Origin of the sequence: Micromonospora sp. NPDC020750 (genome assembly GCF_044334565.1) — a bacterium.
Taxonomy (GTDB): domain Bacteria; phylum Actinomycetota; class Actinomycetes; order Mycobacteriales; family Micromonosporaceae; genus Micromonospora.
The window spans coordinates 377,741-398,123 of the sequence record NZ_JBIRTH010000005.1 but is presented as its reverse complement, the minus strand read 5'-3'; the positions used below and the strand labels follow the sequence as shown (position 1 = coordinate 398,123).

General features: G+C 72.3%; 19 protein-coding genes. 10 read left to right on the top strand and 9 right to left on the bottom strand.

The features are described from left to right. Positions 1-131 precede the first annotated feature (131 nt). The 7 genes from eda to ACH4T9_RS18180 are packed head-to-tail and all read right to left on the bottom strand — an operon-like array spanning position 132 to position 7,752. Positions 132-755, bottom strand: a complete 624-nt coding sequence (gene eda / locus ACH4T9_RS18210; RefSeq protein WP_350885478.1) for a bifunctional 4-hydroxy-2-oxoglutarate aldolase/2-dehydro-3-deoxy-phosphogluconate aldolase — start codon at positions 753-755, stop codon at positions 132-134. After that, positions 742-2,085, bottom strand: a complete 1,344-nt coding sequence (locus ACH4T9_RS18205; RefSeq protein WP_396672274.1) for an L-fuculokinase — start codon at positions 2,083-2,085, stop codon at positions 742-744. The genes eda and ACH4T9_RS18205 overlap by 14 nt, the downstream gene beginning before the upstream one ends. Then, entirely contained in the window at positions 2,082-3,065 is a 984-nt protein-coding gene (locus tag ACH4T9_RS18200; RefSeq protein ID WP_396672275.1) for a 1-phosphofructokinase family hexose kinase, read from the bottom strand. Before ACH4T9_RS18200 ends, ACH4T9_RS18205 begins: the two co-directional genes overlap by 4 nt. Before the next feature lie 4 nt (positions 3,066-3,069). Beyond that, a complete protein-coding gene (locus tag ACH4T9_RS18195) occupies positions 3,070-4,056 on the bottom strand; it encodes a sugar phosphate isomerase/epimerase family protein (protein WP_396672276.1) in 987 nt (328 codons plus the stop codon). 30 nt (positions 4,057-4,086) lie between these two features. Further along, positions 4,087-5,121 (bottom strand): ABC transporter permease, encoded by a 1,035-nt coding sequence (locus ACH4T9_RS18190; protein ID WP_396672277.1) that lies wholly within the window; start codon positions 5,119-5,121, stop codon positions 4,087-4,089. After that, a complete protein-coding gene (locus ACH4T9_RS18185; RefSeq protein ID WP_396672278.1) occupies positions 5,118-6,671 on the bottom strand; it encodes a sugar ABC transporter ATP-binding protein in 1,554 nt (517 codons plus the stop codon). Before ACH4T9_RS18185 ends, ACH4T9_RS18190 begins: the two co-directional genes overlap by 4 nt. Positions 6,672-6,690: 19 nt before the next feature. Beyond that, complete coding sequence (locus tag ACH4T9_RS18180; protein WP_396672279.1) at positions 6,691-7,752, bottom strand: sugar ABC transporter substrate-binding protein; 1,062 nt, start codon at positions 7,750-7,752, stop codon at positions 6,691-6,693. Between the two features lie 441 nt (positions 7,753-8,193). Between ACH4T9_RS18180 and ACH4T9_RS18175 the strand changes: the two genes are divergently transcribed. Genes ACH4T9_RS18175 through ACH4T9_RS18140 form a run of 8 tightly spaced genes read left to right on the top strand, consistent with a single transcriptional unit; the run spans position 8,194 to position 15,382 of the window. Continuing rightward, positions 8,194-8,775: a glucose-6-phosphate isomerase family protein gene (locus tag ACH4T9_RS18175; protein ID WP_396672280.1), complete on the top strand. Its 582-nt coding sequence runs from the start codon at positions 8,194-8,196 to the stop codon at positions 8,773-8,775. Beyond that, positions 8,762-9,454 carry a deoxyribose-phosphate aldolase gene (gene deoC, locus ACH4T9_RS18170; protein WP_396672281.1) on the top strand — a complete coding sequence of 231 codons (693 nt, stop codon included), beginning with the start codon at positions 8,762-8,764 and terminating at the stop codon, positions 9,452-9,454. Before ACH4T9_RS18175 ends, deoC begins: the two co-directional genes overlap by 14 nt. Then, positions 9,451-10,389 carry a hypothetical protein gene (locus ACH4T9_RS18165; protein WP_396672282.1) on the top strand — a complete coding sequence of 313 codons (939 nt, stop codon included), beginning with the start codon at positions 9,451-9,453 and terminating at the stop codon, positions 10,387-10,389. Before deoC ends, ACH4T9_RS18165 begins: the two co-directional genes overlap by 4 nt. Further along, positions 10,386-11,192, top strand: coding sequence for an MBL fold metallo-hydrolase (locus ACH4T9_RS18160; RefSeq protein WP_396672283.1), 807 nt, complete (start codon positions 10,386-10,388; stop codon positions 11,190-11,192). Before ACH4T9_RS18165 ends, ACH4T9_RS18160 begins: the two co-directional genes overlap by 4 nt. Continuing rightward, positions 11,189-12,076, top strand: coding sequence for a MurR/RpiR family transcriptional regulator (locus ACH4T9_RS18155; RefSeq protein ID WP_396672284.1), 888 nt, complete (start codon positions 11,189-11,191; stop codon positions 12,074-12,076). Before ACH4T9_RS18160 ends, ACH4T9_RS18155 begins: the two co-directional genes overlap by 4 nt. Next, positions 12,073-13,587 carry an FGGY-family carbohydrate kinase gene (locus tag ACH4T9_RS18150; RefSeq protein WP_396672285.1) on the top strand — a complete coding sequence of 505 codons (1,515 nt, stop codon included), beginning with the start codon at positions 12,073-12,075 and terminating at the stop codon, positions 13,585-13,587. Before ACH4T9_RS18155 ends, ACH4T9_RS18150 begins: the two co-directional genes overlap by 4 nt. 11 nt (positions 13,588-13,598) lie before the next feature. Then, positions 13,599-14,453 carry a ketose-bisphosphate aldolase gene (locus tag ACH4T9_RS18145; protein ID WP_396672286.1) on the top strand — a complete coding sequence of 285 codons (855 nt, stop codon included), beginning with the start codon at positions 13,599-13,601 and terminating at the stop codon, positions 14,451-14,453. Then, on the top strand, positions 14,450-15,382 hold the full coding sequence (locus ACH4T9_RS18140; RefSeq protein ID WP_396672287.1) for an NAD(P)-dependent oxidoreductase: 933 nt from the start codon (positions 14,450-14,452) through the stop codon (positions 15,380-15,382). Before ACH4T9_RS18145 ends, ACH4T9_RS18140 begins: the two co-directional genes overlap by 4 nt. A 20-nt stretch (positions 15,383-15,402) precedes the next feature. On the opposite strand, the gene ACH4T9_RS18135 is transcribed toward ACH4T9_RS18140, so the two are convergent. Then, a complete protein-coding gene (locus ACH4T9_RS18135; protein ID WP_396672288.1) occupies positions 15,403-16,215 on the bottom strand; it encodes an RNA polymerase sigma factor SigF in 813 nt (270 codons plus the stop codon). A gap of 346 nt (positions 16,216-16,561) precedes the next feature. Here ACH4T9_RS18135 and ACH4T9_RS18130 point away from each other — a divergent pair, with 346 nt between their 5' ends. Further along, on the top strand, positions 16,562-17,047 hold the full coding sequence (locus ACH4T9_RS18130) for a hypothetical protein (protein WP_396672289.1): 486 nt from the start codon (positions 16,562-16,564) through the stop codon (positions 17,045-17,047). Positions 17,048-17,200: 153 nt separating this feature from the next. Continuing rightward, positions 17,201-18,559 (top strand): FAD-dependent oxidoreductase, encoded by a 1,359-nt coding sequence (locus ACH4T9_RS18125; RefSeq protein ID WP_396672290.1) that lies wholly within the window; start codon positions 17,201-17,203, stop codon positions 18,557-18,559. A 125-nt stretch (positions 18,560-18,684) separates the two neighbouring features. Here the strand turns inward: ACH4T9_RS18125 and ACH4T9_RS18120 are convergent, their stop codons facing one another. After that, positions 18,685-19,896, bottom strand: a complete 1,212-nt coding sequence (locus ACH4T9_RS18120) for an MFS transporter (RefSeq protein ID WP_396672291.1) — start codon at positions 19,894-19,896, stop codon at positions 18,685-18,687. Positions 19,897-20,383 lie beyond the last annotated feature (487 nt).

Below are 20,383 nucleotides of genomic sequence, written 5' to 3'. Positions count from 1 at the left end.
CGATCCCGATGTCACGGCGTGCTCCCTCCCGGCCCTTCACCAGCTGATTCTCGTGCCTCTGCACCTCCAGTCTCGTCCCATCGGTGAGCCGGCCAGGGCGGTTTGGGCTTTGTTGCGAAAACGGGACGGGTTCAGCGCGCGACGGCCGCCACGCTGGCGGCCACCAGGTCCGCGACGCGGTCGAACTCGCCGGCCGCGATCGCCGCACGGGGCACCATCCAGCTACCGCCCACGGCGAGGACCGACGGCAGCGCGAGGTAGTCGGCGGCCGAGTCGGCGTCGATGCCGCCGGTCGGCACGAAGGAGACCTGACGGAACGGCGCGGACAGGGCGGACACCGCCGCAGCCCCGCCGGAGCTGCCGGCGGGGAAGAACTTGAGCACCGTGACCCCCGCTTCGAGGGCCGTCATGACCTCCGTCGCGGTGCTCGCACCCGGCAGCACGAAGATCCCGTGCTCCTGGCACCGGCGGACGACGGCCGCGCTGAACCCGGGCGACACGACGAACCGCGCACCGGCCCGCACCGCCGCGTCCACCTGGTCGGGGGTGGTGACCGTGCCGGCGCCGACCGTGACGCCGCCATGGGCGGCCATCCTGGCGATCGCCTCGGCCGCCGCCGGGGTGCGGAAGGTGACCTCGGCGATCGGCAGGCCCCCGGTCGCCAGCGCGTCGGCCAGCGGTTCGGCCGACGCGGCGTCGTCGAGGACGACGACCGGAACCAGGCGGTGCGTTCGCAGCAACTCAGGCGTGTTCATGGTTTCCTCCGGGGGGTTCGGCGGTGGTCAGGTGCACCGGGACGTCGGCCCGGCCGGTGACACCGAACTGGGCTAGAACGGCGACGCCGAGAACGGTCGCCTCGGGCTCGTCCACGAATCTCAGTCGGCGGCGGGTGGCCTCCTGGCGCAACCGGCGCCACGTCTGCCAGCCGGCGGCCACCCCTCCGACGGTGACGTCGGTGATCTCGACGGCGCTGAGACGGCCCAGCCGCGCGGTCGTCGCCTCGGCCTCCACCGCGAGTCCCTTCAACAGGCTGGCCATCGCGTGGGCGCGGGTGACGTCCATCGGCATGGCGGCCAGTCGGGCGCGACGCACGTCGGCCTCGACCACCGCCGGGTCGACCTGGTCGACGACGCGGGCCAGTTCCTCCCACATCGTCGCGTCGGGGACACCGGTGTAGAGCATGTCGTGCCAGGCCTGGTAGTACCGGCCGGACGGGGTGGCGCGGTGCACGAAACGCAGGCCGCCCGCCACGAAGATCCCCGTGTCGAGGCCCGGTCCGACCCTGTCGGGCAGTTCGTCGACCAGCAGCACCTGCGCCTCCGAGGTGCCGACCGACACGTAGACGTCGCCGGCGGTGCGGACGCCGGTGCCGAAGGCGCCGCACATGTGGTCGTGGCCGCCGGCGACCACGGGGACACCCGCCGGCAGCACGCCGCCGCCCGACGTGCGACCCACCACGGTGGCGCTGTCGACCAGGTCGGGCAGCGCCGGCGTGGCCACACCGAGGTCCGGCAGCACGTCCGTACGCAGCAGGCCCGCGCGGATGTCGAGCAGCCCGGTACGCGAGGCGTGCGAGACGTTGAGGAACACCGGGGCCGTCCGGTCGGCGAGCAGGTCCCGGGCGACGAAGTCGGCGAGCGAGGTGAAGGTGCGCGCCGCCGCCAGCTCGTCGGGCAGGTGCTCCGCCAGCCAGCGCAGCTTGAACACCGAGAAGGTCTCGTCTGTGCCGGCCCAGCCGCTGTCACCGCCCAGGGCCACCTTGGCCTGCTGGCCGTGCCCGGCGAACCAGGCGAGCACCGGCGCGGTGACGGTGCCGTCGGCGGAGAGCAGGACGACCTCCTCCCCGACCGAACCGACGCTGATCCCGGCGAGGTCGTCGGGCCGTACCGCCGGGTCGGCCAGCAGCTCCGCCAGCAGGTCGCCGACCGCCGCCGCGAGTCGCGTGGCGTCCCGTCGGCCGCCCCACGGGTCGGGGTCGACGACGGTGGGCGCGTGCCGGAGCGCGACGAGCCGGCCCGCGTCGGTGTCGTAGCAACCGACCTTCGTCCGCGTGGTGCCGATGTCCACGCCGATGAACTGACTCATCCGTGGGCCGCCCGTCCGGCCGTCCCCCTGGTCACCGTCACACTCTCCCGCAGCCGCCCGACCAGCACCGGGTCGACGTCGGGTGCGAGCGAGGCGGCGTTCGCGGCCCCCATCGCCGAGGCCAGGGTCAGGGCCGCCGCCGGGCTCTCGCCCCGGCCGAGGGCGACCGCGAGGCCGGCCAGGAACGAGTCACCGGAGCCGGTCGCGTTGACCGTCTCGACCGTCGGCGTGTCCACCGCCAGGTCGTCGGCGCCGTCGGTCCAGACCGCCCCGTCGGTGCCGAGGGTCACCACGAAGGTGGCGCCGGTCTGCGCGTGCAGCTCGCGTACGGCGGCCATGGTGGCGGCCCGGTCCGGCAGCGGCCGGCCCAGCACGCCGGCCAGTTCCTCCGCGTTGGGTTTGACCACGAGCCGACCCGCGGGCCGGGTGCTCCGGGCGTCGTCGACGACCCGGGCGAGGGGCTCGCCGTGCGCGTCGACGAGCGCTGTCGCCCCCCGGGCGAGCGCCAGCCGGGCGACCCGGGCGTGCAGGTCGGTGGCGCAGCCCGGCGGCAGACTGCCCGTGGAGACCACGACGTCCCCCGGGCGCACCGTCGCGTCGAGTCCGGCGAACAGTTCTTCCTGTTCACCGGCGGTGACCTGCGGGCCGCGCTCGTTGAGCACCGTCGAGCGACCGGTGCTGCGGTCGATGACGACCGGCGTCACCCTGGTCTCACCGGCGATCCCGACGTGCCGGTCGAGCACGCCGAGGTCGACGCAGCCGTCACGGATCACCTGGCCGACGGCGCCACCGGCGAAGCCGTACGCCGCGACGCCCGCGCCGAGGCGACGCGCCCCCCGACAGACGATCATGCCCTTGCCGCCGGCCAGACTGTGTACCTCGACCACCCGGTTGACCTCGAACGGCCGGAACCGTTCCACCACCTGGAGCCGGTCGAGGGCCGGGTTGGGACACACGACGTGCAGCGTGAACGCCGACATCGGACTACTCGGAGTCGATCTGGTAGAGGGCGTAGAGCTCCTCGTCGCTCGCGCCCAGCACCTCGTCCTCGCGCTCGCGGAACGTCCGCACGGTGTCGCGCACCAGCTCGTCGAGCCGCTCGGGCTGCGGCGGCAGGTTCATCGCGGCGTAGGGGTTGCCGCCGGCGCCCAGCGGCTCCGCCGAGCAGTAGTTGTCGCCCCGCTGGTAGCCGATGGCGTACAGCGCCATGAGCACCACGTCGAGGTCGAGCAGGCCGTGGCCGAGCGCGTGGCGGTTGCTGTCCGCCAGGTGCAGGTTGATCATGCGGTCGCCGTGGTCGAGGATCGTGGCGCCGATGTGCCGCTCGCCGCTGAGCATGTGGTAGAGATCGCCGTTGATGTGCGCGATCGCCGGGTGGTCCACCAGGTCGAGCAGCCGAAGGGCCTGCGCGAAGGTGTGCACCACGCTGGTCTCCTCGGGCCGGATGGGCTCGACCGCGCCCCGGATGCCGGCGGCGGCGAAGTCGTCGGCCACGAGCCGCATCGTCTGCGCGGAACGCTCCAGCTCGTAGGAGTCCTGGACCGTGGGCCGGCCGACCGAACCGGCGCCGAAGAGCAGGTACGAGCCGCCGACCGCCTGGGTGAACGTCGCCTGGCGGCGGAAGTACTCGATGGCGCGGGCCCGCACGTGCGGCAGGTTGTGGGCGAACTCCTGGTCGGGGGTGACCATGCCGCAGACGCCGGAGACGGTGATGCCGTGCTCGCCGAGCACCCGCAGCGTCTCGTCGGGCCGGTACCCGAGGTCGGGGGAGTAGAGGTTGCCGTGCAGCTCGATGTAGCGCACGTCGTTCTTCTCCAGCCGCGCCGCGGTCGCGGCCAGCTCCTCGGTGCCGAACCCCCAGTTGCTCCAGCCGAACTTCAGCCGCGGCTCCGTCGGGGTGTGCTCCCGACGGGCCTCGACGAACGCGCGGACGACCCGTTGGTCGTGGAGGCGGAAAGGTTGAGGCTTCATGGTGCGGGTCCTTTCGCGAGGAAGCGGAGGTCAGGCCTTGCGGCGGATGAGCTGCTGGCGGAGGTTGCGCGGGTGCAGGTGCCCCAGGTTGCCCTGACGCCACTGGTCGAACACCGCCGCCAGGACGATGACCAGACCGATGCTGAGCTGCTGGAGGAACGGCGACAGGGCCAGCAGGATGAACGCGTTGCGCAGGACGCCCAGCAGGCAGGCGCCCAGGAAGGCTCCGATGATCGATCCTCGGCCGCCGGAGAGGCTGGCACCGCCGATGACGGCCGCCGCGATGACGTCCAGTTCGTAGCCCATGCCGGCCTGGGCCTCGGCCACGCCGACCTGGGTGGAGAAGACGATCCCGGCGATGCCGGCGAGCGTGCCGATCAGGACGAAGGTGAGCACCCGGGTCCATGCCACCGGGATGCCGCCGGTACGGGCGGCGGCGTCGTTGTCACCGATGGCGGTGACCCGCAGGCCGAAGACGGTGCGGGTGAGCAGGAGCTGGCCGATCAGGACCAGCACCAGGAAGATGATGACGCTCACCGGGATGCCGCCGAAGACCCGACCCTGACCGATGAAGGACAGCTCGCTCGGCATCGCCTGGGGCAGGCCGCCGGTGATGAGCTGGGTCAGTCCACGCGCGATGGAGAGCATGCCGAGGGTCACGATGAACGAGCTGACCCGGCCGAGCACGACGACGGAGCCGACGGCGAAACCGCACAGCGCGCCGACGCCGATGCCCACGGCCGCGGCCACCCACGGGTTGGCCCCGCTGCCGTAGACCGAGCCGGCGGTTACCGCCGAGAGGGCCAGCACCGAGCCGACCGAGAGGTCGATCTCCTTGGAGATCAGGACGAACGTCTGTCCGACGGCGATGATGCCGACCACGACCACCGTCTGCAGTACGTTGTACAGGTTGTCCTTACGGAGGAAGTTCTCGTTCGCCACGCTGACGATCAGGGCCAGCACGATGATCACGCCAAGCAGCCCGGTCTCCTGGCGCTTGACGAGTGACAGGACGCCCTCCTTCCAGGAGCGCTCCTGCCTCTGGGGGGCGAGAGTGGCACTCATGTTGATCCTTCGGTCGCGCCCATGGCCGCGGCGACGATGGGCTGGGGTCCGGCGTTGTTCGGGGCATCGAGGGTCACGCGTCCACCACGGACGACGACCACGCGGTCGGCCAGCTCGACGACCTCCTCGAGTTCGGACGAGATGAACCACACCGCCAGGCCCTCGTCGTGGGCCAGTGCGCGCAGCGTCGCGTAGATCTCGGCCTTGGTGCCGACGTCGACGCCACGCGTCGGCTCGTCGAGGATCAGCACCTTCGGCCGGGCCGCGAGGGCCCGCGCGAGCAGCACCTTCTGCTGGTTGCCGCCGGACAGCGAGGTGATGGGCGCCTCGCTGGAGGCGGCCTTGACGCCGAAGCGCCCGGTCAGTTCGCGCGCCTTCGCGCTGGTCCGGCGTGGGGAGACCCAGCCGAGCCGACCCAGGTCCGACAGCACCCGGACGGTGAGGTTGTAGCCGACGCTCTGGGCGTGGAAGACCTCGGTGCGGCGTTCCTCCGCGACGTAGGCGAGGCCGAGCCGCTGGGCCGCGCCGGGTCCGCCGATCCGCACGGGCCGGCCGGCGACGCTGATGCCACCGCCGGTCAGGCGGCGCAGCCCGATCACGGCCTCGGCGATCTCGGAACGGCCCGCGCCGACCAGCCCGGACATCCCGACGATCTCACCGCGGCGGACCGTGAAGCTGACGTCGGTGAAGCCCTCGCCGGTCAGGTTGCGCAGTTCCAACGCCACCTCGGCCTGTTCGATCGCCCCGCTCCGGTCGGCCATGACCTCCGCCACGACCGCCCGCTTCCGTTCGCCGGCCATCAACGCGACGGCCCGCTTCTGGTCGATCTCGCCGGGCGGGCCGGCGGCGATGAACGTGCCGTCGCGCAGCACGATCACGTTGTCGACGATCGAGTAGACCTCGGCCAGCCGGTGGCTGACGAGGACGACCGCCACGCCCTCGTCGCGCAGCCGGGCCATCACCGCGAAGAGCCGCTCGGACTCCTCGTGCGTCAGGCTGGAGTTGGGCTCGTCGAGGAAGAGGACCTTGGGCTGGCGGGAGAGCGCCCGGACGATGTCGACCATCTGCCGGGACGCCGCCGACAGGTTGCGGCACAGCGTCGACGGGTCGGGCAGGTAGTCGGCCATCTCCAGTCGGTCGAGCAACTCGCGGGCCCGCTGGACGTTCGCCCCGCGCCGGGCCAGCCCGAACCCGGAGCGCTCACCGAGGTCGTAGAGGAACAGGTTGTCGGCGATGGTCAGTTCGCCGATGAGCAGCGGCTCCTGGTTCACCACCACCACTCCGGCGGCGATCGCCTCCAGCGGGCTCGCGAAGGAGACGTCCTCGCCGTTGAGGGTGAGCCGGCCGGCGTCGGGCTGCATCTGACCGGAGCACAGGCGGATGAGGGTGGACTTGCCGGCGCCGTTCTCCCCGAGCAGTCCGGTGACCTGACCGGCCGGGAACTCCAGCGACACGTCGCGCAGCGCCCTGACCGCGCCGAACGACTTTGTCAGGCCGGCGGCCGCGAGGGCCGCCGGCCTGACGTCGTCCACATGGTTAGTCGGTTCCATGAGGTGGTGGCTTCTCCGATCAGGAGGCGCCCGGGGCGCCGAGCGGCTTCACCGAGGGGTCGTGCTCTGCCAGGTTGGCCTTCGTGACGAAGGGGGCGGTGGCCTCCTGCTTCACCTCGGCGGGCTGCTGGCCGGTCACGGCGGCGTTGAACAGTTCGACCGCGACGTTGTAGCCCTGACCGAACGCGTCCTGACCGATCACGCCGTGCATCGAGCCGTCCTTGACGGCCGCGATGTTCTCGGTGGTGATGTCGAAACCGATGACCTTGACGGTGTCCTGCTTCTTGGCGGCGGCGACGGCCTGGGCCGCGCCGAACGGGCCGCCGGCGGTGGCGTAGATGCCGACGAGGTCGGCGGTGGACTGCAGGTAGTTCTGCGCCGCCGCGAAGGTGTTGGACGCGGAGTCCTTGGCCTCGACGCCCTGGCTGACCGGGGTCAGCTTCGAGCCCTTGAGCCCGTCGACGAAGCCCTGTCGGCGCTGCTCCGAGCCGGGGGCCGTGAACTGGCTGACGATGATGCCGACCTTGCCGGACTTGTCACCGGCGGCCTTGATCATCTCCTGGGCCGCGGTCTGACCGGCCTTGTACTGCTCCTGGGCGTAGTTGATGGTGCCGCCGGAGGTTCCCACGCAGTCGAAGAGCGTGTTGTAGACGCCCATCTTGATGCCCTTGGCCGACAGGTTCTTGATGTCGGCGCAGTTGCCCTCGCCGGCGATGAAGAACCCGACGCCCTTGTAGCCCTGGGCGTCGGCGGCGCGGATGGCGCTGGAGACCGTCTGCACGTCGATGTTCTCGCCCGCGACGATCCAGTCCACCTTGCCCTTGTTGGAGCCCAGCACCCGGTCGGCGTAGTCGGCGCCGGCCTTCACCGAGACCCAGTACGGGTTGTTGGCGAACCCGATCATGGCGATCTTGACCTCGGAGTCCGGAGCCTGGTCGGTCGGCACGGGACGCCCGGCGATCGGGTCGGCCGGCTCGCCGCTGCCCGAGTCGTCGGCACCGCAGGCCGTGGTGGCCAGGGTGACGGCCAGCAGTGCGGCGACGCCTCGGGCGAGCGTCTTGCCGCGTGTCCGGTTGGACATCTTTCCTCCATGTTTGGTGGGGGTGGGACGTTCCCCGTGCGTTCTTCGAGGAGTCAGTGGTCCGCCATAGGGGCGCCGCCCGGGTGACCCGGGACGTATCCCTTCGGCGTCGCTGTGGTCTCTGCACGTGTGCCGTGTGCGCAGGCCCACACTTACGGAGCAACACTACATTTGACCGTCCGGATGTCAACGCTGTGTTTCCCGAACGTTAGCCGAGGGTGCAGCGATCCGGTAACTGCACTACCGCTATAAGTCCGATTTACCCGTGAAGTTCAGTTATCGCACCCCCAACCATTCCGCCAACCGAGTGAAATCAGTACGGTTTCGCTACAAACGGCACCTCGGGGCCATGCGGGTGGGTGACATCCTGATGTAATTTTGCTACAAAGTGAGCTGAGGGGCGTGCCGTACGGGTCCGCCGCCTGGGGCAGGAGGAGCACGGTGACCGCACCGCAACAGGGACCGGGCCTGGTCATCACCCCGAGGGGGATGGCCGGACGCACCGGTCGCTACGAGAAGAGGCTGGCCGACCTCGGCGGGCTCTTTGCCGACGAGGCGGCGTTCACCGCGCGCCTGGCGACCGAGGCCGACCGGATCATCTACCACGTCGACGAGTTCCGCCCGTCGACCGAGGCGGGCGACCTGATCACCGGGATCTCCACCCTGTCGCCCGGCCGGGTCGGCACCGAGTTCCACATGACCCGAGGCCACATCCACGCCCAACAGGACCGCACCGAGATCTACCACTGCCTGGCCGGCCACGGGCTGATGCTGATGGAGACCCTCGACGGTCGCACCGTCGTGACCGAGCTGCGCCCCGGCGTCGTCGCGTACGTGCCGCCGGTGCACATCCACCGCAGCGTCAACCTGGGCGACACCGACCTGGTCACGCTCTTCTGCTACCCGGCCGACGCCGGCCAGGACTACGGCATCATCGCCCGCTCCGGCGGCATGCGGCACCGGGCCGTCGCCGACGGAGCCGGATGGCGCCTCGAGGAGAACCGCTCCTATGCCGCCCGTTGAGATCACCGGCCACGCGTTGGCCCGCATGGTCGACATCAGCGCCGTGCAGGCCCAGCACGGCCGCGTGGACGTCGAGGAACTCGCCGGTCACGCCCTGGCCGGAGACTTCGTCGCCGCTCACGTGCTGCCCTCCTGGCTGCCCGTGCTGCGCCCGCTGCTCGACGGATCGAACACCAACGCCGGCTCCCCGGTCGGCTTCCCGTCCGGCGGCACGGCCACCCCGGTCAAGGTGACCGAGGCGCGCTGGCTCCTCGACGCGGGAGTGCAGGAGATGGACGTCGTGATGAACGTCGGGCTGGTCCGCTCCGGCGAACTGGCCGCGGCGACCCGCGACGTCGCCGCCGTGCTGGAGGCCGTCGACGGACGGGTACCCGTCAAGGTCATCCTCGAGGTCGGCCTGCTCGACGAGAGTCAACTGCGCGACGCGGCACGGGCCGCGGTCGACGCCGGGGCCGCGTCGCTGAAGACCGGTACCGGCTGGCAGCCCCGGCCCACCACGCCCGATCACGTCCGCGTGATCCGCGAGATCGCCGGGGCGGACCGGGAGATCAAGGCGTCCGGCGGCATCCGCTCGTTGGCCCAGCTCCACACCCTGCTCGACGCCGGGGCGACCCGGTTCGGCATCAACACCGCGTACGCCGTGCGGCTGGTCGCGCAGGCCGGGGAGGTGACGCCGTGACCCCCGACGACCTGCGGCCGGCCACCCGGCCCACCATGTACTTCATCGGCGTCAGCACCGCGTCGTCGGCGATCCACCGCGTCTTCGCGGCATGGCGTCCCCTCCTCGACCTGGACGGGGTCGACCTCGTCGGCATCGACGTGCCGGTCGGCGCGGAGCCTGCGGTCTACCGGCGGGTCGTCGAGCACCTGCGCGACGACGAACTCTCCCGCGGCGCCCTGGTGACCACCCACAAGCTCGACCTCTACGCGTCCAGCCACGACCTGCTGCGACAGGTCAACGACGACGCCGCGCGGCTGCGCGAGACCAGCGCGCTGGTCGCCCGGGACGGCTGGATCGACGGCCTGGCCCTGGACACCGTCACGAGCCAGATGGCCCTGCGGTCCATCGTCGCGGACATGGCGGATCGGGACGTGCTGGTCATGGGGGCCGGCGGAGCCGCCCTCGCCCTCTGCGACCACTTCGCCCACCGGGCCGGCGACGACGCGCCCGGGCGGGTCGTCGTCACCGACGTCACCGACCAGCGACTCGCCGCCCTCACCGCCGACGTCGCCACCGGCGACCCGGCGATCACCTGGCGGACCCACCGCCTCGACCGCGGCGAGGTGCACGACGAACTGCTGGCGGGCCTGGCCCCGGGCGCGCTCGTGGTCAACGCCACCGGCATGGGCAAGGACCGGCCCGGCTCCCCGCTCAGCGACGACGCCACCTTCCCGCACGGCGGGTACGCCTGGGAGTTCAACTACCGCGGGGAACTCGGCTTCCTGCGCCAGGCGCGGGCCCGGGCCGAGGCCGACGCGCTCACCGTCACCGACGGCTGGCGGTACTTCGTCCACGGCTGGACCAGGGCGATCGACGCCGTGTTCGACCTCGGGATCCCCACCGGCGGCCCGGACTTCGAGCGGCTGTACGACGCGGCCCAGGAGGTGCGATGACGGTACGCGCACGGTGGCTCGGACAGGCCGGCTTCTGGGTCACCACCGCCGGCCCCGACGGCGACGCGCACCTGCTCGTCGACCCGTACCTGTCGGACTCCCTGGCCCGCAAGTACGCCGGCACGACGTTCCCACACGTCCGGATGCTCCCGCCGCCGGTGACCGCGACCGGCCTGCCGCCGCTGCGCGCGGTGCTCTGCTCGCACGCGCACACCGACCACATGGACCCGGACACCCTCGTACCGCTGATGGCCGCCCAGCCGGAACTCCGGCTGGCCTGCCCCCGCGCGGTCCTCGGCGAGGCGCTGCGCCGATCCCGCGCCCCCCGGTCCCGGTTGGACCCCCTCGCCGACGGCGACCGGGCCGACTACGGGCCCTTCACGGTCACGGCGCTGCCCGCCGCCCACGAGGAACGCCTCCTGGACAGCCGCGGCGACGACCACTTCCTCGGCTACGTCGTCGAGGCCGCCGGCACCCGGATCTACCACTCCGGCGACTGCGCGCCGTGGGACGGGCAGGTCGAACGGCTCGGCGAACTCAACATCGACGTGGCGCTGCTACCGGTCAACGGACGCGACGCGCACCGGCTCGCCCACGGCGTACCCGGCAACTTCGACTTCGCCGAGGCCGTCGAGCTCTGCGCGGCTGCCGGCATCCCCACCCTGGTGCCACATCATTGGGGAATGTTTGACTTCAACACCGTCGATCCGGCCACCTTCGACCTCGACGCCGCCGCGCGCCGCGGCGTCACGGTGCGCGTACCCCACCATGGCGACACCCTCGATCTGGTGGCTGCCCGATGAACGCCGGGACCGTGCTGGAGCGCATCAACAAGGGCCTGGAGACACTGCGTCGTTCCGAGCGCAAGGTCGCCGACGTCGTCCTCGCCGATCCCCACGGGGTCGTCCGGATGACGCTGGCCGAACTCGCCGAGACGGTCGGGGTCAGCCAGCCGACCATCGTCCGGTTCGCCAACGCGATCGGCTGCGACGGGTTCCACGACTTCCGCATCCAGCTCGCGCAGAGCGTCGCGCTCGGCATCCCCGCGACGCAGTCGGTGATCGAGGCCGAGGACGGCACGGCCACCCTGGTCAGCAAGATCTTTGACTTCTCGATCACCTCGCTCGACCACGTGCGACGCCACCTGGATCCCCAGGCCCTCGACCGGGCGGTGGGAGCCATCACCGCCGCCAGCCGGGTCATCTTCATCGGGCTCGGCGCCTCGGGCATCGTGGCCATGGACGCGGAGCAGAAGTTCCCGCTGCTCGGGGTGCCGTGCTCGGCGCCGATCGACACGCACCAGCAGTTCCTCGCCGCGTCCACCAGCACACCGTCGACGGTCCTGGTGGCCATCTCGAACACCGGTCGCACCGCCTCCATCCTGGACACCGTACGCGTCGCCCGGGACCGGGGGGCGACCGTCGTCGGCATCACCGGCGGCCCGTCGCCGCTGACCGAGCTGAGCGACATCGCGCTGATCGTCGAGTCCCTGGACAACACCGACGTCTACACGCCGACGATCTCGCGGCTGGCCCAGCTCGTCGTCATCGACACCATCGCCACCATGACCCTGCTGCGCCGGGGAGAGTCGGCGCTCGGCGACGTCCGCGAGATGAAGACCCGACTGGCGCAGATGCGTACCGGGTTGCCGTACCAGGGTGGCGCGGACCGGCGGGAGGAGATATGAGCGACGTCGCGCTCGCCTTCGACCTGGGCACCGGCGGCTGCAAGGCGGCCCTCGTCGACCTGGCCGCACAGGTCGTCGGCACCGCGTTCGCCCCCTACCCCACGGCCTATCCGGCACCGGGACGGCACGAACAGCGCCCGACGGACTGGTGGGCGGCGGTCGTCGGCTCGTCGCGGGAGCTGCTGGCCGCCGACGCCGGCCGGCATCGCGTCGTCGCGGTGGGGCTGTCCGGGCACAGCCTGGCGATGGTGCCGGTCGACGCGGACGGCGCGCCCCTGCTGGACTCGGTGCCGATCTGGTCCGACACCCGTGGGGAGGACGCGGCGGCGGCGTACTTCGCCGACGCCGACGAGACCGACTGGTACGCGCGCACCGGCAACGGCTTCCCACGCGGCATGTACACGGTGTTCAAGGCCGCCTGGCTGCGCTCCGCGCACCCGGACGTCGCCGCCCGCACGACGCGGATCCTCGGCAGCAAGGATTGGGTCAACGCCCGGCTCACCGGTGTCCAGCGCACCGACCCGAGCTACGCCTCGGGCAGCGGCGCCTACGACCTCGGTACCCGCCGGATGCAGCCTGACGTGCTGGCCGCTCTCGGGCTGCCGGCCGACTGGTGGCCGCCCGTCGTGCCGTCCACCGAGGTCGTCGGCCGGCTCACCGCGGCTGCCGCGGCGGCCACCGGCCTACCGGTCGGGATACCCGTCGTGGCCGGCGGGGTCGACAACTCGTGCATGGCGCTCGGGGCGGGCCTCGACCACGCCGGTGAGGCGTACGTGTCGCTGGGATCCTCCAACTGGGTCACGGTGGCCGCGGCCGACCCGGTGCTCGACCCGGTCGGCCGGCCGTTCGTGTTCGACCACGTCCTGCCGGGCCTGTACATCTCGGCCCTGTCGACCTTCGGCGGCGGCAGCAGCCTGAGCTGGCTGGCCGCCGTGCTCGGCCGCGACGACGACCTCGACGCCCTGCTCGACGAGGCCGCCGCCGTGCCGGTCGGCGCGGACGGGCTGACCTGCGTGCCGACCCTCGCCGGCGGCACCGTCGCCGAGGGCGGCGTGGGCGTGCGCGGCGCGTACCTGGGGCTGGACCTCGGGCACACGCACGGCCACCTGGCCCGCGCCCTGGTCGAGGGCATCGGCTTCAGCCTGGCCGACGCCGCGCGCCCGATGCTCGCCGCCGTACCCGCCGCCCCGGAGATCACCGCGACCGGCGGCGGCGCCCGCGGCCGGCTGATGCTCCAGGTCCTCGCCGACCTCGTCGGCCGGCCGATCAGCCGCCCGGACGACGCGCGGCACGGCGCCGCGCTCGGCGCCGCGACGCTCGCGCTGCTCGGCACGGGCGCCTGGACGGACACCGCGATCCTGCGGGCGGCCCGGCGCGCGGCGGTGCGCGTCGAACCGCGACCGGACCTCGCCGCCTACGCGCTGCCCCGCGCCCGGTTCGACGCCGCCCGCGCGGCGACCCGCGCCCACGCCGCCGCGGCGGCGACCGACCACCACCGCACCACGACATAGGAGAAGCCGTTATGCCCCTCGCAGACCCACGCCCCCTCCTCGCCGCCGCCCGCAGCGCGCGGCACGGCGTCGGGGCGTTCAACGCCACCCTGTTGGAGCACGCCGAGGCGCTGGTCACCGGCGCCGAGGCGGCCCGCGCGCCGCTGGTGTTGCAGATCAGCGAGAACGCGGTCCGCTACCACGGTGGCCTGCGCCCCCTCGCGCTGGCCGCGCGGGCGCTCGCCGAGGCGGCGACCGTCCCCGTCGTGCTGCACCTCGACCACGCCGAGGACGTCGACCTCGTCCACCAGGCGGTGGATCTCGGTTTCACCTCCGTCATGTTCGACGGCTCCCGGCTGCCCGACGACGAGAACCGGGCCACCACCCGCCGGATCGTCGCGCACTGCCACGCCCGCGACGTCGCGGTCGAGGCCGAACTCGGTGAGGTCGGCGGCAAGGACGGCGTGCACGCCCCGGGGGTGCGGACCGACCCCGCCCAGGCCCGCAGGTTCTGCGAGGAGACCGGAGTCGACTCGCTCGCCGTCGCGGTCGGCACCTCCCACGCGATGGCGTCCCGCGACGCGGTGGTCGACCTGGAACTGGTCGCCGCGATCTCCGAGCTGGTGCCGGTGCCCCTGGTGCTGCACGGTTCCTCCGGCGTCGACGACGCGACCCTGCGGGCCGTGGTGACCAGGGGGATGACGAAGGTCAACATCGCCACCCATCTCAACAAGGTCTTCACCCGGGTGGTGCGCGAGCGGCTCGACGCGGACCCCAGGCTGCTGGACGCGCGCAAGTACGTCGCGCCGGCCCGCGACGCCATGGCGGCCGAGGTCGAGCGCCTGATCACGCTGCTCGGCCCGCAGACACCGCAGGTGCTGTCATGACCGCGCCCCGGATCCTCGTCACCCCCCGGTCGATGTCGGCACCGGGCTCGGCAGCCGTCGACCGGCTCCGGGCCGCCGGCTTCACCGTCGTCGCACCCGCCCCGGGGCGGCAGCCCACCGGCGCGGAACTCGCCGCCGCGCTGCCCGGCGTCGTCGGCTGGATCGCCGGCGTCGAGACGATCGACGCGGGCGTCCTGGCCCACGCCGACGCCCTGCGGGTGATCAGCCGCAACGGCGCCGGCCGCGACGCCATCGACGGTCCGGCCGCCGACGCGGCCGGCGTCCAGGTGCTCACCGCCCGGGGCGCCAACGCACAGGGTGTCGCCGAACTCGCCCTCGCGCTCGCCCTCATGGGCCTGCGCGGCCTGCCCGAGGCCAGCGCCGCCCTACGCGCCGGCCACTGGCGGCGCGGCACCGGGCGGGAGGCCGCCGGGCGTACCCTCGGCGTGGTCGGTCTCGGCGCGATCGGGCGCCGCCTCGCCCACCTGGCGCGCGGCCTCGGCATGCGGGTCGTGGCGCACGATCCTTTCGTCACCGACGGCGGCGACGTGGCGCTGCTGCCGCTGGAGGCCCTGCTGCGCACCAGTGAGGTCGTGTCGCTGCACGTCCCGCCGTCACCGGCCGGGCCGCTGCTCGGGTCCGCCGAACTCGCCCTGCTCCGCGACGACGCCGTCCTGCTCAACACCGCACGGTCGACCCTGGTCGACGAGGCGGCCCTGCTGGCGGAGCTGGAGTCCGGCCGGATCGCGCTGTACTCGGTCGACGCCTTCGACCGCGAACCGCCGGAGCCGTCGGCCCTGCTCGCCCATCCCCGGGTGGTGCCGACGCCACACCTCGGCGCCGCGACGACCGAGAGCGTCCGCCGGGCGTCGGACGCCGCGGTGGACAACCTGCTCGCCGCCCTCGGCGTCGAGGGCGGGGGTCGCTGAACCGCCGCACGGACCGGAGGTCAGGCGTAGTCCTCGCAGAGCTGGCCGCGCAGCTTGGCGAGCGCTCGGGTGATGAGCCGGGAGACGTGCATCTGGGAGACGCCGATCCGGTCGGCGATCTGGGCCTGGGTCAGGTTGCCGTGGAAACGCATGCTCAGGATCCTGCGTTCGCGTTCCGGCAGCGTGGCGAGGGCCGGGCCGAGGGCGACGCGGATCTCGGCCAGGTCGAGGCCGTGGTCGTTGGCGCCCAGGGTGTCGCCGAGTTCCCTGCTGCCGTCGGCTCCGACCGGGGTGGACAGCGAGGTGGCCCGGTAGGCCCGGGCCCCTTCCAGTCCTTCCAGGACCGCCTCCTCGGTCAGGTCGAGGTAGGTCGCGATGTCGGCCACGGTCGGCGAGCGCCCCAACGTCTGGGTGAGGGTGCTGTTCGCCTCGCTGATGGTCAGGCGTAGTTCCTGCAGGCGGCGGGGCACCCGCACGGCCCAGGTGCGGTCACGGAAGTACCGCTTGATCTCGCCGATGATGGTGGGGATGGCGTATCCGGTGAAGTCGACGCCCCGGGTGGGGTCGAAGTTGTCGACGGCCTTGATGAGCCCGACCGCGGCGGTCTGGGCCAGGTCCTCGTCGTGTGCGCCGCGTCCGGCGTAGCGGCGTGCCAGGTGGCGGGCGAGTGGCAACCACGCCTCGATGGCGCGTTCCCGCAGTGCCGGTCGGCGGGGGTCGTCGGCCGGGGTGGCGGCCATCGCGGCCAGGAGGTCGTCGGCGCTCTCGGCGTTCTGCGCGCCGCTTCGTCTGCCGAGGCGGGTGCTGGTCGCCGGTTCGAGGGTGGTGGCCATGGGGTGGTCCTTCCGCACGTGCCCGTGGATCGGATCGACCGGAAGTTCTCCGAACCGGCTGTCGCCGGAGCACACGTACGGGCGGGTGCGCTGTCGCAAGGCCACGATCACGGGCCTCGCCACCGCGTCATGTCGTCCAGATGATGTCGCGAACACTACCCGAAGGATTGGCTAATTACTAGCCGAACGGACGATGTGGGGCGGTGCGTCTTTCGCCTTGTCCTGAACCGGATCTCGGGGGCGCGGGAGTTGGCAGAGCCTGCGCCGGCTCGGCCGCCGATCGGTGCCCGCCTCGTGACCACCGGCGGTCCTGCCGGGGTGTGCGGGGCCGTGCCAGGATGTGGCGGTGTCGTACCCTCCTCATCCGTCGTACCCACCCATGCCCGGCGCCGTCACGCCGCTGATGGCCTACCCCCACCCGATTTCGCCGCCCCCGGGCCACGCGGTGCTGGCCGTCTCGGTCAACCGCGGGCCGTACATTGTGCCCGCACCGACCACCAGCAAGTTCAAGGTCGACCGTCAGACGGTGCCGATCCCCGGCGAGGGCACCTGGTACGTGGCCGTCCCGGCAGGGCCGCACGACGTCCGCTACACCGACTTCATGGGCATCCCCGTCATGACCACCGCGCTCGTCGCCCACCCCGGGGCCCTGCACGCCCTGTCGTTCCGCTTCGGCGGTTGGCGCAACCGCGTCCACGACGGGCACGGCACCGACGTGACGAAGTTCGGCATGTGGTCGAACTACAGCGTCCTGCTCGTCACGCTGGTCGTGTTCGGGCTGCTCTGCTGCGGTGGTTCCGCGCTCGTCGCCACGCTCTCCACCTCGCCCTGACCACCTCGCCCTGACCACCTCGGCCGCCGGCCACTGAGGACAGCTTTCGTCCGACCCGGGCGACGTCCTCAGTGGCCGGCCCGGATCAGCCGTCGTCCCGGTTGCGCAATCTCGAAGAGGACCGGCACGCCTCGGTCGCCTACCGTCTCGACCATGGTCCGCGCAGGCAACGCCGTGGTACTGGGCGCCAGTATGGGCGGGCTGATCGCCGCCCGGGTGCTCAGCGACGCGTACGACACCGTCACGATCGTCGACCGCGACATCCTGCCCGAGGCGCCGGCGCCACGGCGCGGGGTGCCCCAGTCGCGTCAGCTGCACGTTCTGCTGGCCCGCGGGCGGCAGGCGCTCGACGAACTGTTCCACGGTCTCAGCGACGAGCTGCACGCGGCCGGCGCACCCCTCGTCGACCTCAACGGGCAGGTGCACTGGTGCAACGACGGCTACCCGATGCGCCGCTCCCCGTCCCAGCTCATCGGCGTGGGGGTCAGCCGCCCCCTGCTGGAGCGCACGGTGCGGGCCCGGGTGGAGAAGCTGGGGAACGTCCGTTTCCAGCCGCCCGCGGAGGCGACCGGTCTGCTGAGCACCGACGACCGTCGCCGGATCACCGGTGTCCTGGTGACGCCGCGCGACGGGGCGGCCTACCGGCTCGACGCCGATCTGGTGGTCGACGCCTGCGGCCGGGCGTCGCGTACCCCGGGGTGGCTGACCGCGCTCGGCCACCCGGCCCCGGAAGAACAGCGGGTCGCGGTCGACGTCACCTATGTCACCCGCAACTACGAGCGCGACCCCCGCCACCTCGACGGCCTCCTCGGCGCGCTGACCAACGCCGTTCCGGGGCGTCCGCGCACCGGCATCGTCGCCGCCCAGGAGGACGGCCGCTTCGGGGTGGCCCTCGCCGGGGTGCTCGGCGAGCAGCCGCCGCTGGACGACGAGGGCTACGCGCGGTTCGCCGAGTCGCTGGGTCTGCCGCTGATCAGCCGGTTGGTGCGCGAGGCCACCCCCGTCGGCGAACCGGCCCTGATGCGGTATCCGGCGAGCGTCCGGCGGCGCTACGAGCGGCTGCGCCGCTTTCCGCTCGGCTACCTGGTGTTCGGGGACGCCCTGTGCAGCTTCAACCCCGTCTACGGTCAGGGAATGACGGTCGCGGCCACCGAGGGCCTGCTGCTGCGGACCCTGCTGGCGGGCGACCGGGACCGGCTGTGGCGGCGGTTCTTCCGTGGGGCCGGCAAGCTCATCGACGGCCCGTGGTCCATCGCGGTCGGCACGGATCTGCGCTTCCCCGAGGTGGACGGGCGCCGGACGGTGCGGGTGCGGCTCGTCAACGCGTACGTGCACCGGCTCCACGCCGCCGCCCGCACCGACGCGGTGCTCGGCACCGCCTTCCTGCGGGTCCTCAACCTCGTCGACCCGCCGCACCGGCTGCTGCGTCCGGCGATCGTGCGTCGGGTGCTGCGGGGCGGGGCCTCGCGGTCCGCGCGCGATGCCCGGCCCGGAGCCGCCCCCGGGAGCTGATCCGGCCGCGACCGCCTCCCGGCTGACGGTCGGGCGACCGTGCCGCCCCCCGGGGCGGCGGCCGGCGACGTCCGTAGGGTGCCCAGCCCGCCGGCCGGGATGACCCCGGCCGGCGGTGCGGGGCCCTACGGGCTGGTCGCGGAGGCCGCCGCCCGGACGAGCGTGACCTCGCCGCGGCGCGCGACCGGGACGATCAGCGCCGACGCGACCAGCGCGGCCACCGCGATGCCGAGCCAGCCCCAGAAACCGAAGGCGATGACCAGGCCGGACAGCACGGCCGGACCGATGATGTTCTGCGTGATCACGTGTAGGTCGAACGCGCCGAGGTACTCGCCCTGGGCGTGCTCCGGGGCGAGGCCGAAGGCGAGACCCCACCCCGAGGCGGCCTGCATCACCTCGGCCACCGACAGGATCAGCACCGCGGCGACGATCGCGACGGACACCAGCACGACGTCGTCGTTGAGGGCGGTCACCGCGATGACGGCGCAGCCGCCGGCCAGCCAGTAGCCGGAGCGCCGGGCGAGCCTGCCGGCACCGTCCACGGTGTCCGCGCCACGGCTGGCCCGCACCTGGAACAGGATGACGAACACCGTGTTGAAGATGAGCAGCAGCGGGATCAGGAAGTGCGGCAGCGAGGTGCGGTTGAGCGCCCACAGCGGCATCGTGACCAGGATGACGGTGACGTGGGAGGCGAGCACCGTCGAAACGCCGACGACGGAGAGGAAGCGTGGGTCGCGTACGGCGGCGAAGCGCTTGAAGCCCACCGGAACGGGACGCGACGGCGTGTCGGGCAGGCGGGTGACCAGCAGCGCGGCGCTGGCCATCAGCGCGGCGGTGGTGAGCGGGATCAGCACCAGCAGCCGCTGGCTGAGCGCGGCGACGGCGGCCACGCCGATGCCGATGCTGAAACCGATGTTGAACACCGACCGCATCATGGCCTTGAGCTTGACCCGTTCCTCGGCGGGCACGAGATTGCCCACGAGAGCCCCGTTGGTCGGGCCGGTGCCGTACTCGATGAAGCCGACGGCGACCACCAGGGCGAAGAAGTGGGTCGCGTTGTCCACCAGGGCGTAGAGCCCGAATCCCACCGTCAGCGCGGCGAACAGCATGACGAGCAGCCGGCGCGCGCCCACCCGGTCGGCGATCACGCCGAACAGGACCGATGAGATGAAGGCGGACATGCCCGCCGCGGACAGGCCCAGGCCGACCTGCTTGGGGTCGAGCCCGACGCGGAGCGTGAAGTAGACGACGCTGCCGCTGAGAAAGACTCCCTTGCCGATCGATTCGGCCAGCCGGATCGCGATCAGTTTCCTGCGTAGCGGATCGGTCGGTACCAAACGGGTTCCGGATTCAATCAATCGCGAAAAGGGCATATTCGCACATCCTGGTGTGGGGGAGCGGTCGGCGTCAATCATCGCGGTGGCGGCGTCGGGCGGGACAGGGCGTTCGGTGGGCCGGAGGGTGGGACGAATTCCTGGGTCGACCGGGACGGTTGCCCGTGGACGCCCGGAGCGCGGTGGGCTAGTTGCGCGGCCCGACCAGGGCGGGCGTCCCGAGTCGTGCGAGGCGTTGAGCAGGCGGTCCGCGGGTTTCGCCCCGGCCGTCCGGTCCGATGTGGGTCGTTTCGTCGTCGAGAAGCTTCCTTCGATCGTTCATATTAATTTGATCACTGCAATTGCGTCAGAAGATGGACATGGATACCGTACGGCTAAGTACGCATGTTCTTCTGTTGGTGGTCATCAGATGTTCACGCCGATGCGGAGTCGGCGATTCCGCGACGCCTCCACGGAAGGGAGGCGTCGCGGGCCAGTTAGGACGGGTGAG

Coding starts and splice junctions, on each gene's coding strand:
- ACH4T9_RS18150 (WP_396672285.1), top strand. CDS start 12,073: ATGAGCGACGTCGCGCTCGCCTTCGACCTGGGCACCGGCGGCTGCAAG.
- ACH4T9_RS18145 (WP_396672286.1), top strand. CDS start 13,599: ATGCCCCTCGCAGACCCACGCCCCCTCCTCGCCGCCGCCCGCAGCGCG.
- ACH4T9_RS18135 (WP_396672288.1), bottom strand. CDS start 16,215: ATGGCCACCACCCTCGAACCGGCGACCAGCACCCGCCTCGGCAGACGA.
- ACH4T9_RS18200 (WP_396672275.1), bottom strand. CDS start 3,065: ATGTCGGCGTTCACGCTGCACGTCGTGTGTCCCAACCCGGCCCTCGAC.
- eda (WP_350885478.1), bottom strand. CDS start 755: ATGAACACGCCTGAGTTGCTGCGAACGCACCGCCTGGTTCCGGTCGTC.
- ACH4T9_RS18140 (WP_396672287.1), top strand. CDS start 14,450: ATGACCGCGCCCCGGATCCTCGTCACCCCCCGGTCGATGTCGGCACCG.
- ACH4T9_RS18125 (WP_396672290.1), top strand. CDS start 17,201: ATGGTCCGCGCAGGCAACGCCGTGGTACTGGGCGCCAGTATGGGCGGG.
- ACH4T9_RS18180 (WP_396672279.1), bottom strand. CDS start 7,752: ATGTCCAACCGGACACGCGGCAAGACGCTCGCCCGAGGCGTCGCCGCA.
- ACH4T9_RS18190 (WP_396672277.1), bottom strand. CDS start 5,121: ATGAGTGCCACTCTCGCCCCCCAGAGGCAGGAGCGCTCCTGGAAGGAG.
- ACH4T9_RS18160 (WP_396672283.1), top strand. CDS start 10,386: ATGACGGTACGCGCACGGTGGCTCGGACAGGCCGGCTTCTGGGTCACC.
- deoC (WP_396672281.1), top strand. CDS start 8,762: ATGCCGCCCGTTGAGATCACCGGCCACGCGTTGGCCCGCATGGTCGAC.
- ACH4T9_RS18155 (WP_396672284.1), top strand. CDS start 11,189: ATGAACGCCGGGACCGTGCTGGAGCGCATCAACAAGGGCCTGGAGACA.
- ACH4T9_RS18185 (WP_396672278.1), bottom strand. CDS start 6,671: ATGGAACCGACTAACCATGTGGACGACGTCAGGCCGGCGGCCCTCGCG.
- ACH4T9_RS18205 (WP_396672274.1), bottom strand. CDS start 2,085: ATGAGTCAGTTCATCGGCGTGGACATCGGCACCACGCGGACGAAGGTC.
- ACH4T9_RS18195 (WP_396672276.1), bottom strand. CDS start 4,056: ATGAAGCCTCAACCTTTCCGCCTCCACGACCAACGGGTCGTCCGCGCG.